This window comes from Algibacter sp. (assembly GCF_039977455.1).
Lineage (GTDB): Bacteria > Bacteroidota > Bacteroidia > Flavobacteriales > Flavobacteriaceae > Algibacter_B.
In genome coordinates this window covers 95,598-110,603 of sequence record NZ_JBDWDG010000010.1, presented here as the reverse complement: position 1 = coordinate 110,603, position 15,006 = coordinate 95,598, and the positions used below count along the sequence as shown (strand labels likewise).

Here is a 15,006-nt window from a genome sequence, read left to right as displayed (position 1 = left end):
TTTATTGGTATTGTATATACTTGCTGATCCACCCGCGTTAGGGATAGTAGTGCATAGCCCACAGCACGACGTAGGAGGTGCGAGGACTTGAAACGGATAGCCAGACCCGAAGGGGAACGCACAATTGATGTTTATAAAAAGAAATTCCAAACAACACCAAATCGGATTGAAAAATCGCGGTATGGATAGTTTGGTGCTGAATAATAATTATAGCCAGTGAATGCAGCATTAAAATGTTCTGCCTTAAAATAGATTCTTGTTTGACGAATTTTAGCATTCAAGAAGAAATCTAAGCGCGGAAAATTACCATATTGCGCGTCGTTTTGCACATAGAATTCTGCCAATACAGGATTATAGGCATCCATATAATATTTGGTAAAGTAATTTAAGGTTACCCCTGTTTGTAAATACAGGGCATTTTTAAATAATGGGCTTGAAAAATATATGGTGTTACGGGTATTTAATTCTGGAACGTTTAGGGTGTTATTGTCGTCCTTTACGTTTTGGTATAATATGGTATTGTTTAATGCGAATTTGCCGAACTTTATTTCGTTCACCAATTTAACTCTTAGGTAGTTTATTGTACTGGTGTTTTGGAATGGGGCTACTTGGAGTGTGGTTTGGTCCTTTTGGAAATACACATAGTTATCGATTGTAGAATAATCGACTATAATGTTGGCTAAGTTTTTATATTTTAGGTTAAACCCAATTTGCTGGGTTTCTATATTACTAAAGTTATTTTGCCAATTGTAATTGATATAGTCGCTTTGATATAGGAGGGCATTATAATTTGGCACTTTTGAACTGTGGTTAATGGATGCAGATGCCGAAATTTCGCTATTTAAATTAAAAACGGCATTTGCTTTAAGGTAATTACCGTCGAAATCGCCAGAGATGTTAGCTCCTAGTTCGCCATTAAAACGAAAACCTTTGTAACGTTTACTATACTTACCTCCTACTGCAACAATATTTCCTTTTATTCGATTAGTAATTGTGTTTCCGTTTAGTACTACCAATTTATCGTAACCATAGTTATAGTTATTAGTATTTACATTTAACTGAATACGACCTAGTACGTTGTTAAAGTAATCGACCTGAACTTTGTTATAGAAGTTTTCTAAAGTAGCTTTGTCCTTTAAACTAGTTGATTTGAATGCATCACCAAAGTAATCAGTGTCGGCACTAGTTTGATCATACTCATAACTCTTATCTTCGAAGGACATTATATGATTGATTTTTAAACTGCTTTTAGAAGTAGAGTCATTAAGTGTTTCTGGTAGATGAGCTTTAACCGATTTATTAAAAAGCGAATAGCTATGATCTAGATGAAAGCGTTTTCCTTGCATTATACTTTCGGCGTTTTCGAAATTGACTTCTAAAATTGATCGGTCTATAAACTCTTGGTCCCCCGACTCAAAATCGATTACACTATCGTCTTGCAAACCTCCATTTTCCTGATTTAATAAATCTTGCGTTACAATATGACCTCTCACATTGTATCGTTTATTTTTTGATGTATAATTTGACGTAAACCTAAAATTACCTGTACTAGTAAGTATATTTTGATATTTACCTAAAGATCGCAACCCTTTATAAGCAATTGAAAAATTATATTGCGGGGAGGTATTTACCGTAAAAAAGGAATCGGCCAATTGCCCTTGCTCGAATGCTGTTTTAAAAAACAGCTCGGTTAATGGTGTTGGCACATGATAGTAATTAATATCCTCAATCTCCATGTAATTAAAATGTCTAGCTCGAGCCCCAAATAATGGCATAGAATTGCTGTTAGCAAAATTATGAGTTAGACTATTATAGGTTTGCCCTAAATTGGAAAACGGAATTAATCCAAAATTATCTTTACGTAAATAATTAAACTTATATTCTTTTTGAATAGTTAAAGAGGTGTCAAGATATGTAGTATCTCTTTCGTGAGAAATGATTAGATAGTCTTCTATTTTAGCTATTTGCTTTTCTGAAGTCTTTTCTTTACCCTGTAACTTTTGCTTTGTTCTTAATGAATCCTGAACTTGAGTAGACTTTACTCCTTCTTGTTTTTGTCCTTTTTGAGGTAAAACCTGCGCTTTTATTGATAAAGTAAACAATAACAAAAGAAGTATGGTAACTAATTTATGCATTCTAGGGTGTTTTTTATATAATTTAAAGCTAAAGCCATTATAAATACTTTACAAGAGTTATTTTAATAATGCTAAAAAATTAAACAAAATTAAAACCATGCAAATGTAAATACAAAATATGATAACGTTGTAAAATGAAAAAATTATTTATTGTTTAGTTAAATAATTGAAAAAACGATAGTGAATCCTTTAAGTATAGGATCTATTAAACCATTACTAAAAGAAAAGTCAAACTACTACAATAAATAATTTTATGAGTAATTTGACTTTCTTAAGTATTAACCAGTTAAACTGAAAACAACACAAAAAGTGTTAGTAACTAGGTTAATTTTAATTTAATAATTATTTGAATTAGTCAAGGACGAATTTCTAAATATTATTTTTAACAAACAAAGAATTATATTAAAAAGTACTTAATAAAGGTACTTTTAACGTTTAAAATCTCGACTAAAAACCGTTTCCTAACATTAAGCTATACACAACCTTGAATAAATCTAAACAAGCCACATTATTTTTTTTAAACTTTCCATAACATTCTTGATAAAAATACTAACTCCACATAGTAATTATAGTTTAAAGAATTATCAATATTTTAGCGTCATGTTATTAGCAAATTATTCCGGTTTAATTTTAGAGTGTGGTACAGATGAAGCAGGTCGCGGTTGTTTAGCTGGCCCGGTTACCGCGGCAGCAGTTATACTTCCAGAAAATTTTAAAAATGCAATTTTAAACGACTCCAAACAACTTAGTGAAAAGAAAAGAACAGTTTTAAAACCTATTATTGAGGAACGCGCAATATGCTTTGGGGTAGCACACATATTTCAAGAAGAAATTGATGAGATAAACATATTGAACGCTTCAATTTTAGCCATGCACCAATCTATTGACCAATTAACTAAAACACCAGAATTTGTTATTGTAGATGGTAACAAATTTAAACCCTATAAAGACATCCCTTATGACACCATTATTAAAGGTGATGGTAAATATTTAAGTATTGCCGCTGCTTCTGTTTTAGCCAAAACCCATCGCGATTTATATATGGACAAAATTCACGAAGAATTCCCAATGTATAATTGGAAACAAAACAAAGGCTACCCCACTAAAGAACACCGAGCGGCTATTAAAAAACATGGCATAACAAAATACCACAGAAAATCGTTTAGATTATTACCCGACCAATTTAAGTTAGACCTTTAAGTTTTTATATTTGCATAAATTAATTCCTTTTATGAGACTACTTTGTTTTGCTTTCCTATTGTTCATGGTTTTTGCATGCTCTAAAACGAACAATAAACGCGTTAATCTTTTAGATTACGTGCCCGAAAACACCTCGTTAATTTTAAAGACTAATAATATTGAAGGTTTAAACAGTGGCATTAATAATAGTAATTTTTTACAAAATATTTCAGGCACTACAACTTTCACGAATTTAGAAAAAAAACTTTCGCCTTTAACACACTTAAACCCTAGCGGCGAGGTTTTAATTTGTTTTTCGGAAGATACTGCCGATAGCTTACAATACTCCTTAATAACAAAACTAACCAAAGATTTATTTCTTACAGATTCTTTACCCAATTACACTGAAGAGGTACTTAAATACAACAACCAATCTATTAGAAAACATACTATTGAAAAATCTATTTTTTACAGTACCATTATTGATAGTACTTTTATAGCATCCTCATCAAAATATATAGTTGTCCAAGCCTTTATTTCTAATTATAAAGATGAAAACATAAAGAAGCTATACAAGGCATCAAGTAGTAACAAAACAGCTTCCATTCTTTTAAACACGAAATGGAATTTAGTACCATCGCTTTTTATTGAAGATTCGCTTTCACTTAACCAGCTTACAAAATATATAGCTATTGATGTGGAATTAAACCAAAACGACACGTACTTTAATGGTATTGCCAAGGCAATCGATTCTACTAATAGTCTTATTAATGTTTTTAAAAATACAATTCCTCAGGTCAATCAAATTCAAAATATAACACCAACCAATAGCGATGGCGTATTGGCATTTACATTTGACGATTTTACAAAATTGCATACCAATTTGGTTAAATACCAAAAGAAAGACTCCCTAGAAATTAACACCAACCTTTTTAATGATGTTATTGAAGTTGGAGTTATTTATGAAGGAAACCATAGAGCCATTGTTTTAAACTCTATTGATATTATTGCAACCAATGACGCGCTTTTAGGTGAACAAACAAGTGTTGATACTTATCGAGAAATTGACATTTATAGCTTTAGCAAGCCTAATTTGTTTGCCCATACCTTTTCACCATTTATTAATATTACCAATGCCAACTTATATTGCATTATAGACAACTATCTAGTATTTAGTGCTAGTCTTGAAATGCTTCAAAATATAATTGCAAACTACCAAAACAAAACAACTTTAAATACCACGTCGTATTTTAAAAACAATAAGGAAAACCTAAGTGACGCATCATCATTATTACAAATTATAAATACATCAACACTAAAAACGCTGTTAAATAAAAATATAACAGCCAATACCACTTATAATATAGACACCTACAATGCATCGGCCATTCAATTTATTTACGACAACAATTTTGCGCATATTAATGGCATTATAGCAAAAAACAAAAAAAGAGCTCATGTAAACTCTGTTTCAGAAGAATTAAATATAAAACTAGACAAAGCCATTTTAAATACCCCGCAATTTGTTAAAAACCATATTACCAAACAGAAAGAAATTGTTGTACAAGATGTAAACAACAATTTATATTTAATATCTAACCAAGGAAAAACCCTATGGAAAAAACAGCTACAAGGTCCTGTTTTAGGTAGAATAGAGCAAATAGATATTTATAAAAACGGTCGCTTACAATTAGCATTTGCAACACCAAACCGGGTTTATATTTTAGACCGAAATGGCAAAGAAGTAAAACCATTTGCCCTAAAATTTAATGATAACATTACCCAACCCTTGGCCGTTTTTGATTATGATAACCGCAAAAACTACAGGCTTTTAGTTACTCAAGGTAAAAACGTGTTAATGTATGATACAAAAGGTAAAACAGTAACTGGCTTCAAGTTTAAATCGGCCAGTAACACCATAATTTCTCAACCTAAACATTTTAGAATAGGCAGTAAAGATTACATTACTATTAAATTGAATAACAAACTTTACATTTTAGATAGGCTTGGTAAAACCAGAGTTAAACCCAAGCAGTCTTACACCTATTCCAACCAACCAGTATTTTTATACAATAATACCTTTACCACAACAACAGCTACTGGCGATTTAGTTTCGGTAGATACAAAAGGTAATGTATCGTCTAGAAACTTAAACCTTACGGAAAACCATCATATTGAAACCACTAGCAAAACGTTAGTAACTCAAAGCGAAAACAAATTAACGATAAAAGGTAAGACCAACGAATTAGATTTTGGAGATTATACTAACCCGAAACTTTTTTACATAAACAATAAAATTTACGTTTCTACTACAGATTTACAATCGCATAAAATCTATTTATACGACAGTCAATCTAAACTACTTCCAAATTTCCCTGTTTATGGAAACTCCGCCATAGAATTGGATAATATTGATAAAGACAGAAATTTAGAGTTTATTGTTAAAGGAGAACCTAAAGTATTAATTCTGTATCAAATCAATTAATTGGGATATTAATAAGACCTCTAAAACATAAATTCCTCTCATCTTTTTTGTTGATAAATAACTAATCTTTATCTTTAAGGTAGCTAATAATCAATCAATTACAGATGAAATCACAAATAAACGTAATACACGTCTTGCTCTTTTCGGTGGCGTTAGTTTTTATTTGTCCGAATACTGAAGCGCAAACTACCCCATTAAAACGTCCTAAAAGTAAAGTTGGAGTTTCTAGTGTTGATAATTTTGTGACTGAATCGTTCGATATTTATGATAAGGTTTATAAATATGATGGATATAATGAAGCAGGAACGCCATTAGAAGAGGACGATATTGATATTTTGGAAGATGCACTAGATGACCTAAATGGTTTAACCGATAGTGCTCCAGATATTTTAGGAGATTTAGGTGGTTTAAGTATTTTAAAACAAGGGAAAGCAACACTACAAATAAACAAAGCTAAAAAAGCCCTAAAATACAGTATTAAAACCGCAAAAGAATTACTATTAGGTCAACGGGAGCGGGATACAAACGAAGAAGAAACAGAAAATGATTCCGATGACACTATTACAGTTAATGATCAAGGAACGGATTCAAATCACGAAAATGATGATACTGAAAAAGCGAACATATCAGATAACCTAGAAGTATACAGTAAATTTGATTTTGTTCCAGGTGACAAAATGTTATTTTATGATGATTTCTCACAAGATTTTATAGGCGATTTTCCTAGTAAATGGAACACTAACGCTTCGGGAGAAGTTGTAAGAATTGGAGATAAAGGCAACTGGTTCGAATTAAAATCTGGTTATGGTGTCTATTTTATTCCCGATTTAAATAATTTACCAAAAGATTATACAATTGAATTCGATATACTCACAAAAGGCCTTGGACGCAAAACTTCATCAACAGCACAGTTATTTATTATTTTAAGTGACGATAACAAATTTAAAGATGGCACTGCACATTACGCTTATGTTTCAATACCTGTTGGGCAATACGGAGCTTTCCCTTTAAGAGCCAAAAATTATTTTAACCGAGGTGGAGGAGAAATAAATGCCAATATTAAAGCAGACATACGAAATGAAGTTCTAAATAAGCCACATATTTCTATTTCTGTAACTAAAAACAGGTATCGGTTATGGGTAAATGAAGTTAAGTATGTAGACATTCCTCGATTTATAGAAGAGCTAAACGTTTTAAACTATCTAAAATTTCATATTAATAATTTTAAAGACGGCGAAGAACACCTTTATATATCTAATCTAAAAGTCCTAGAAGGTGGTGTAGATTTAAGACGTAAATTACTTTCAGAAGGCAAAATATCAACCAATGGTATTTTATTTGACTCTGGGTCTGCAAATATTCAGCCACAATCCTTAGGGATTATTCGTCAAATTTCTCAAGTATTAATGCAAGATGAGAATATCAAACTAAACATAGTTGGACATACAGATGCTGATGGAACTGAAGAATCCAATTTAAAACTCTCAAAAGCTCGCGCTGCTGCCGTTAAAGAAGCATTAATTAGTATTTATAAAATTTCAGGACACAGACTTCAAACAAATGGTAAAGGAGAAAGTGTTCCTATTGCAGACAATACTACTAATTATGGTAAAGCCCAAAATAGACGTGTAGAATTCATAAAAATTTAAAATGCTATGAAAACAAAAATTATATCCCTAATCACCTTACTCTATATAAGTTACGCATCGTTTAGTCAAAACCCTTGCGAAGCATATTACCCATTTGAAGTTGGTGCTAACTTCGAAATGACCAATTACAATAAAAAAGGTAAAAAGGAAGGTGCTGTTAATTACGAAGTAACCACTATTGAAAATAATGAGGCCACAATAAAAACCATAATATTAGATGCCAAAGACAAAGAAATAACAACTACAAGCTATAAAATAACTTGCGAGGGCAACCGTATTTCTATTGATTTTAAATCGATGATGAGGCAAGACATGTTTAAGCAATACAAAGACATGGAAATGGATATTACAGGTAACAATATAGAACTACCAAACGATTTACAGGTAGGGACAACATTAAAAGATGCCAACATGAATATGGCCATAGATATGGGCGGCATTAAAATGAATATGAGTGTAACCCTTATAAACAGGAAGGTAAACAACAAAGAATCCATAACCACACCTGCAGGAACTTTTAACTGCTTTGTATTAAGTTATAAAAACGAAATGAAAATGGGTATGAAAATGACATTTACTATAAAAGAATGGATTGCCGAAGGCGTAGGCGTAGTAAGAACAGAAACCTATAACAAAAACGGCAAACTTATGGGCTATTCAGAGCTTACAAGCTTTTCAAAATAATTATAGCATAAAGACCTATAACCACTAAAGGCAAGCCCTTGAATCTTGAGTGCCAAAGTATCGTACTTTGGTGCTCTTTTTTTATATCAAATTCAGCTTAATTTTATAGTATTGCATTTATAATACACAATTCATGATCTCAAGAAAAAACGCCGCCATATCAAAATTTATCATACACAAAGTAGGTAACAAGTTTAACGACACAAAAAATGCTTTTTCAGAAAAGTTAGTCGATTTTGACGAACCTAGTTACGACCTAATGCTACCTTTTTTATTAAGACCTTTTGGTAGTGTTGTGCAAAGTTACCGGTTTAACCACCACGCAAGTATTTCATTAAACGAAATAAATAGCTATTGCACCCAAATGTTTAATGATGAGGATGCTTTTGTTGAAGTATCAAAACATATTGTTACCCATTTATATGAGCAATCAAGTTCGGCTCAAATAAAAACAGGCGATGTTCTGGTTGTAATGTTTGAAGGTATAGAGTTTAGAGACATGTCCACTAACGCCATTGGAATTTTTAAAATAGAAAGCAAGGTTAATTTCTTTCAAACCTATTTAGAAAATAACAGTTATGATGTATTAGTACAAAAAGGAATTAACTCCAGAAAAGTAGACAAAGGCTGTTTAATTTTAAACCAAAGCGATACCGAAGGAAATATTATTTTAAGTGTAGACAATAACAGTTACGATGCACAATATTGGCTTAATCATTTTTTGAATATAAAATATGCCGATGATGCTAATAACCACACACAACAATATATAGAGCTTTGTAAAGAATTCTCGACCGAAGTTTTAAAACCTAATTATGGTGCCAAAGAACAAAACACGTTTTTAGCACATACTATTGATTTTTTTAAAGAGAATGAAATTGTTAATGTAGAACGCTTTAAAGAAGAATTATTTGAAGATGAAAAACACATTAGAGAATTTGAAAACTACAAAAAAGATTACGAAAGCGAGCAAAACCTTGTTTTAAGAAACCAATTTGATGTTGCCGAAGCTGTAGTGACCAAAGCTAAACGAAAGATAAAAACAGACATTAAACTAGATACCAACATACAAATAAAACTAGATATTGATGCGCCAGACGCATCAGCTGAATATTTAGAACGTGGTTATGATGATGTGAAAAAAATGCATTATTATAAAGTGTTTTTTAACGAGGAAGATTAATATATATTTTTTTTAAAAAGCAACACCACTAACTCACACAAATCCAAAATATTAAGCATTTAACTAATAAGAAATGTAGCGAAAATCAACTTTGCTTTTTTTAAAATAATTATAATTCTCATAAATTATTTTTACTAAATCATTAAATTAGACGCAGAAACTAGTTTAATATGTATTGCCTTAATTGATTATCTATTAGTTACTCTCTTATCAATAAACACGCTTCTCCAAAACAAAACCATGTAAATCCTAAGATTTACAACAAACATATATTAATTAATAGCACTGTTAATCAAGTAATTAAAAATGAATTATTTACAAAAAGAATTGTATGATCTTATAAAATCTGATGATACTATTTTCGAGTTTATCCAAAATAATTCCCTAGACGGTATGTGGTACTGGGATTTAGAAAACCCAGAAAATGAATGGATGAACAAACGCTTTTGGGAAGCCCTAGGCTACAATCCGGAAAACAAAGCTCATAAAGCCTCTGCATGGCAAAATATAATAAACCAAGACGATTTAAAAATTGCCGTTGCTAACTTTCAAAAACATTTAAGTGACCCAAATTTTCCTTATGATCAAGTTGTAAGATACACACATAAAAATGGTAGAATTGTTTGGATACGATGTAAAGGTTTAGCAATAAGAAACAAAAAAGGAGTTCCTATAAGAATGTTAGGATCTCATATTGAAGTTACAAAACTAAAAGAACAGGAACGTTTTTTAGAAAGATGTAATCATGAAGCCCATATAGGTTTTTGGGAAATGGATGTAAGCAATAAAAATGTAATTTGGAGCAATACAACTAAAAACATACACGAAGTTGAAGAGGACTATGAACCTTCGCTTGATACAGGAATAAACTTTTACAAAAAAGGATTTAATAGAGATCGTATAACCGAACTTGTACTTCAGGCATTAAAAAACGGTGAAGGATTTACCGAAGAACTACAAATAGTTACTAAGTTAAACAACACAAAGTGGGTAAAAGTCATTGGTATTCCCGAAAAAAACAACGAATCAATCAGGAGAATTTACGGTACTATACAGGACATCGATTTAATTAAAACCAATGAGATAAAGCTAAAACAAAGTGAGCAAGCTTTTAGGGGTAGTTTTGAAAATGCCGCTATTGGTATGGCAATCTTAGATAGTAACGGTAAATGGTTAAAAGTTAACCAAACGCTATGTAATATTCTTGGCTATACAGCTTTAGAGATGTACGACCTTACATTTCAAGACATTACCCATCCAGAAGATCTTGATTTAGACTTACACCTATTAAAAGAAATTATTGTTGGTAAACGGGACCATTACAAAATGGATAAGCGCTATTTCCATAAAAACGGACATATTGTTTACATTCATTTAGCAGTTTCAGTGGTAAGAGATATAAACGACGATGTACTTCATTTTGTTTCTCAAATAGTAGATATTACCTTAATTAAGGAGCAAGAAATACGGATGGAAAAAATTATTTCCATTACAAAAGATCAAAATGAACGTTTAAAAAACTTTGCCCATATTGTTTCACATAATTTACGATCGCACTCAGGAGGTATTTCGGCACTTTTAGGAATTTTAAAAAGTGAAGAACCAGATTTTTTTAAAAATGAAATGGTTCAGCTATTAGAAACATCATCTCAAAACCTAGAAGAAACTATTTCAGATCTTTCAGAGATTGTACAAATAAACATGTTATCTAAAGAAACTCTTACTAACATACCTATTAAACCAATTATCGATCAACAAATTGAATCTATTTTACCACTTGCAGAAATTAATAAGGTAAAAATAAAAACCAATATCCCTGAAGATCTTGAGGTTATTGGAATAAAAGCATATTTAGATAGTATTGTACTAAATTTTATTACAAATGCCATAAAGTATCGTTCCAACGAAAGAGAGAGCTATCTTCAGATAGAGTACAAAAAGAATAGCACTTATACTTCAATAGAATTTACCGACAATGGTCTTGGAATAAACCTAGATTTACATAAAAATAAACTTTTTGGTATGTATAAAACATTTCATCAAAATAAAGACTCCAAAGGTATTGGCTTATTTATTACCAAAACTCAAGTAGAAGCCTTAGGTGGTAAAATTGAAGTAGAAAGCACTGAAAATATTGGTACAACCTTTAAAGTAAATTTTAGAAATGAAAAAAATTAACCTAGCCTGTATTATTGAGGACGATCCAACTCATGTTTATATTACTAAACGTTTTTTAGATTTGAGTGGATTTGTAGAATCTGTTTTAATATGCTCTAACGGCAAAGATGCTTTTGATAAATTGAAATCCATAATCTCGAATGGCGAAAGACTTCCCGAACTTATTTTATTAGACCTTAATATGCCAATTTGGGATGGTTGGCAATTTTTAGATGCTTTTAAAACCATACCTATAGAGCAAAAAATACAAATATTTATAGTTACTAGTTCTGACTCTAAAGCAGATAAGGAGCGTGCTAAACAATATAATATTAATAGCAATTATATTGTTAAACCGATAACTTTAGATAAATTAAAAGAATCTATTTTTAAGGAATAATTCGTTTTGTGCTAATTTCACCAAAGTCCAAAGAAAAAGGTTAACTCTTTTCTATAAATTCGGCTTCAAATAAATTGGAAAAATGCTTTAGTAATTTGGCTTTTACTTCGGTTTCGTCAACCTCTTGTTTTCCTAATTCAACATTTAAGGAAGTCACTGCTTTACCACGTATCCCGCATGGAATCATTAAATCGAAATACCCCAAATTAGCGTTTACATTAAGTGCAAAACCATGCATAGTAACCCACCGGCTAGCTCGCACACCCATAGCGCAAATTTTACGTGCAAATGGTGTTCCTACATCTAGCCAAACACCTGTTTCTCCTGAGCTACGTTCTGCTTTTAAGCCGTATTCGGCAAGGGTTAGTATTATCATTTCTTCAAGAAAACGAAGGTATTTATGAATATCGGTAAAAAAATTATCTAAGTCTAAAATAGGATAACCTACTATTTGCCCAGGACCATGATAGGTGATATCGCCACCACGATTTACTTTATAAAAGCTTGCATTTTTTTCTTTTAACTGTGCTTCGTCCACCAATAAGTTAGACATATCGCCACTTTTACCCAAGGTGTATACATGCGGATGCTCGACAAATAAAAAGTGATTTTTGGTTTCCAGACCTGCCTCTTCCCTTCTATTCTTAATTTTTGCATCTACAATACCTCGAAACAAGGTTTCCTGATATTCCCAGGTTTGTTTATAGTCTTTTAAGCCTAAATCTTGTAGTTCGATGTTCTTATTCATACGGCTGTAAAATTACGATATTTTATATAAAAAGGACTAATGACTGAAGACTGATACTTCATATCAGCCAACGGCCAACTAACTCTTAGGGTTATTAAGTATAACTAAGGCTGCAATAACACCTGGCACCCAACCACAAAGCCATAATAAGAAAACAATAATTATAGAACCGCAACCTTTATCGATAACAGCTAAAGGTGGGCAAATAATAGATAGTAAAACTCTCCAGATACTCATGTTTGATATTTATTTATTGATGATTTACTCATTTGACGATAAAGTTAGTTATTTGTTACACGCTGCGTTAGGGATAGAAACGGCATCCTTTTTTAAAAGGAGTAACCAATTAGCTAAATGATAAACTAAAAATGTTAAGAATGTCACGTCCTCCCTCCACACAGTAACATTTTTAAAAAGATATAGTGTATAGCCCGACCCTTGTGGTAACGCACAAAAAATTCATAAATCAATAGATGTAAATGGAAAATCAAATGTTTATCTTTGTGCCTTAAAAATTTTCACCTAGTATTTAGAATATGTCACAATTATCTGAGCAAGAACTTGTAAGAAGAGAGAAATTAGCAAAATTACGCGATTTGGGTATTAACCCTTATCCGGCAGATTTATACCCTGTAAAGGACACATCGAAATCCATAAAAACCAATTTTAAGGAAGAAAATAAGGTGGTTATTGCTGGCAGATTAATGTCGAGACGTATACAGGGTAATGCAAGTTTTGCTGAATTGCAGGATGCCGACGGCCGTATTCAAGTATATTTTAATAGAGATGAAATTTGTACTACCGATGATAAAAGTAAGTACAACGATGTATATAAAAAATTGCTAGATATTGGCGATTTTATTGGTATTGAGGGCGAATTGTTTTTAACCAAAGTTGGTGAAAAAACGGTAAAGGTTAAAAATTTCACATTGCTTAGTAAAGCCTTAAAACCCTTACCATTACCCAGAACTGATACCAACGGAAAAGTGCATGATGCGTTTACCGATCCAGAACAGCGTTACAGACAACGTTATGCCGATTTGGTTGTAAACCCACAGGTAAAGGAAGTGTTTGTTAAGCGTACCAAATTGTTTAACGCCATGCGCCAGTTTTTTAACGATTCTGGTTATTTTGAGGTTGAAACACCTGTTTTACAACCTATTCCTGGTGGTGCAGCGGCACGTCCGTTTATTACACACCACAATGCTTTGGATATTCCTTTGTATATGCGAATTGCAAACGAATTGTATCTTAAAAGGCTAATTGTTGGTGGTTTTGATGGGGTTTATGAGTTTTCTAAAAACTTTAGAAACGAAGGGATGGACAGAACGCACAACCCTGAGTTCACAGCTATGGAAATTTATGTAGCTTACAAAGACTACAATTGGATGATGGATTTCTGTGAACGATTATTAGAGCATTGTGCTCTTGCCGTAAACGGAAGTACTAAAGCAACTTTTGGCGAACATGAAATAGATTTTAAAGCGCCATATGCTAGAGTTACTATGGCAGATTCTATTAAGCATTTTACTGGTTTTGATATTACCGATAAATCTGAAGATGAAATAAGACAAGCTGCCAAGGACCTAGGTATCGAGGTTGATGAAACCATGGGTAAAGGCAAACTTATTGATGAAATTTTTGGTGAAAAATGCGAGGGTAACTACATACAGCCAACTTACATTACCGACTACCCTAAAGAAATGAGTCCACTATGTAAAGAACACCGTGATAATCCTGAATTAACAGAGCGTTTTGAGCTGATGGTTTGTGGTAAAGAAATTGCTAATGCGTATTCTGAGCTTAACGATCCTATTGACCAACGTGAGCGTTTTGAACACCAACTTAAATTGGCTGCTAAAGGTGATGATGAAGCTACCGAGTTTATTGATCATGACTTTTTACGTGCTTTAGAATATGGTATGCCTCCTACATCTGGAATGGGAATTGGTATGGATCGTTTAATTATGTTTTTAACCAATAACCAATCGATACAAGAGGTTTTATTTTTCCCGCAAATGCGCCCTGAGAAAAAACCTTTAGCTATTAGTGATGATGCAAAAGCTGTTTTTGAAATTTTGAAGAAAGCTGAAAAACTAGATCTTGTAGCTTTAAAATCGCAGTCTGGTTTATCCAATAAAAAATGGGATAAAACAATTAAAGAGCTAACTAAAAATAATCTATCAAAAGTTGAGAAGACTGATGACGGGCTGTTTGTTAGTATCATGTAATACTTATCAAAATACAAATCATAAAAAAAGCCAGTAATTTTTTAAAATTACTGGCTTTTTTAAACTAACCAAACTAAATCTATTAACTAAACTCAGGACAAATATCTAACATTAACCCCTTTCTATTAGTAGCTTTTAGAAATGTTTAACAGTGG

The 15,006-nt window shown here is 32.0% G+C and carries 11 protein-coding genes; 8 read left to right on the top strand and 3 right to left on the bottom strand.

Going from position 1 to position 15,006, the window contains the following annotated elements; genetic code table 11:
* Nucleotides 1-131: 131 nt before the first annotated feature.
* Nucleotides 132-2,135: a putative porin gene (locus tag ABJM36_RS02465; RefSeq protein WP_348448818.1), complete on the bottom strand. Its 2,004-nt coding sequence runs from the start codon at nt 2,133-2,135 to the stop codon at nt 132-134.
* A 600-nt stretch (nt 2,136-2,735) separates the two neighbouring features.
* Here ABJM36_RS02465 and ABJM36_RS02460 point away from each other — a divergent pair.
* The 7 genes from ABJM36_RS02460 (at nt 2,736) to ABJM36_RS02430 (ending at nt 11,872) form a co-directional block, all read left to right on the top strand.
* Nucleotides 2,736-3,335, top strand: coding sequence for a ribonuclease HII (locus tag ABJM36_RS02460; protein ID WP_348448820.1), 600 nt, complete (start codon nt 2,736-2,738; stop codon nt 3,333-3,335).
* Between the two features lie 31 nt (nt 3,336-3,366).
* Nucleotides 3,367-5,799, top strand: a complete 2,433-nt coding sequence (locus ABJM36_RS02455; RefSeq protein ID WP_348448816.1) for a ribonuclease HII — start codon at nt 3,367-3,369, stop codon at nt 5,797-5,799.
* 104 nt (nt 5,800-5,903) lie between these two features.
* Nucleotides 5,904-7,448, top strand: coding sequence for an OmpA family protein (locus ABJM36_RS02450; RefSeq protein ID WP_348448814.1), 1,545 nt, complete (start codon nt 5,904-5,906; stop codon nt 7,446-7,448).
* Between the two features lie 6 nt (nt 7,449-7,454).
* Nucleotides 7,455-8,132 carry a hypothetical protein gene (locus ABJM36_RS02445; protein WP_348448812.1) on the top strand — a complete coding sequence of 226 codons (678 nt, stop codon included), beginning with the start codon at nt 7,455-7,457 and terminating at the stop codon, nt 8,130-8,132.
* Between the two features lie 133 nt (nt 8,133-8,265).
* Nucleotides 8,266-9,315: a nucleoid-associated protein gene (locus ABJM36_RS02440; RefSeq protein WP_348448810.1), complete on the top strand. Its 1,050-nt coding sequence runs from the start codon at nt 8,266-8,268 to the stop codon at nt 9,313-9,315.
* A 306-nt stretch (nt 9,316-9,621) separates the two neighbouring features.
* Entirely contained in the window at nt 9,622-11,493 is a 1,872-nt protein-coding gene (locus ABJM36_RS02435) for a PAS domain S-box protein (protein ID WP_348448808.1), read from the top strand.
* Complete coding sequence (locus ABJM36_RS02430; RefSeq protein WP_348448806.1) at nt 11,480-11,872, top strand: response regulator; 393 nt, start codon at nt 11,480-11,482, stop codon at nt 11,870-11,872. The genes ABJM36_RS02435 and ABJM36_RS02430 overlap by 14 nt, the downstream gene beginning before the upstream one ends.
* 40 nt (nt 11,873-11,912) lie before the next feature.
* Here the strand turns inward: ABJM36_RS02430 and lipB are convergent, their stop codons facing one another.
* On the bottom strand, nt 11,913-12,620 hold the full coding sequence (lipB, locus tag ABJM36_RS02425; RefSeq protein ID WP_348448804.1) for a lipoyl(octanoyl) transferase LipB: 708 nt from the start codon (nt 12,618-12,620) through the stop codon (nt 11,913-11,915).
* Between the two features lie 78 nt (nt 12,621-12,698).
* Entirely contained in the window at nt 12,699-12,857 is a 159-nt protein-coding gene (locus ABJM36_RS02420; RefSeq protein ID WP_348448802.1) for a YqaE/Pmp3 family membrane protein, read from the bottom strand.
* Between the two features lie 299 nt (nt 12,858-13,156).
* Here ABJM36_RS02420 and lysS point away from each other — a divergent pair, with 299 nt between their 5' ends.
* Nucleotides 13,157-14,851, top strand: coding sequence for a lysine--tRNA ligase (gene lysS, locus ABJM36_RS02415; protein WP_348448800.1), 1,695 nt, complete (start codon nt 13,157-13,159; stop codon nt 14,849-14,851).
* The last annotated feature ends 155 nt before the right edge of the window (nt 14,852-15,006 follow it).

What these genes read in the sequence shown, in the direction of transcription:
- ABJM36_RS02430 (WP_348448806.1), top strand. Translation starts at nt 11,480, where the DNA reads ATGAAAAAAATTAACCTAGCCTGTATTATTGAGGACGATCCAACTCAT.
- lysS (WP_348448800.1), top strand. Translation starts at nt 13,157, where the DNA reads ATGTCACAATTATCTGAGCAAGAACTTGTAAGAAGAGAGAAATTAGCA.
- ABJM36_RS02420 (WP_348448802.1), bottom strand. Translation starts at nt 12,857, where the DNA reads ATGAGTATCTGGAGAGTTTTACTATCTATTATTTGCCCACCTTTAGCT.
- ABJM36_RS02445 (WP_348448812.1), top strand. Translation starts at nt 7,455, where the DNA reads ATGAAAACAAAAATTATATCCCTAATCACCTTACTCTATATAAGTTAC.
- ABJM36_RS02435 (WP_348448808.1), top strand. Translation starts at nt 9,622, where the DNA reads ATGAATTATTTACAAAAAGAATTGTATGATCTTATAAAATCTGATGAT.
- lipB (WP_348448804.1), bottom strand. Translation starts at nt 12,620, where the DNA reads ATGAATAAGAACATCGAACTACAAGATTTAGGCTTAAAAGACTATAAA.
- ABJM36_RS02450 (WP_348448814.1), top strand. Translation starts at nt 5,904, where the DNA reads ATGAAATCACAAATAAACGTAATACACGTCTTGCTCTTTTCGGTGGCG.
- ABJM36_RS02440 (WP_348448810.1), top strand. Translation starts at nt 8,266, where the DNA reads ATGATCTCAAGAAAAAACGCCGCCATATCAAAATTTATCATACACAAA.
- ABJM36_RS02465 (WP_348448818.1), bottom strand. Translation starts at nt 2,135, where the DNA reads ATGCATAAATTAGTTACCATACTTCTTTTGTTATTGTTTACTTTATCA.
- ABJM36_RS02460 (WP_348448820.1), top strand. Translation starts at nt 2,736, where the DNA reads ATGTTATTAGCAAATTATTCCGGTTTAATTTTAGAGTGTGGTACAGAT.
- ABJM36_RS02455 (WP_348448816.1), top strand. Translation starts at nt 3,367, where the DNA reads ATGAGACTACTTTGTTTTGCTTTCCTATTGTTCATGGTTTTTGCATGC.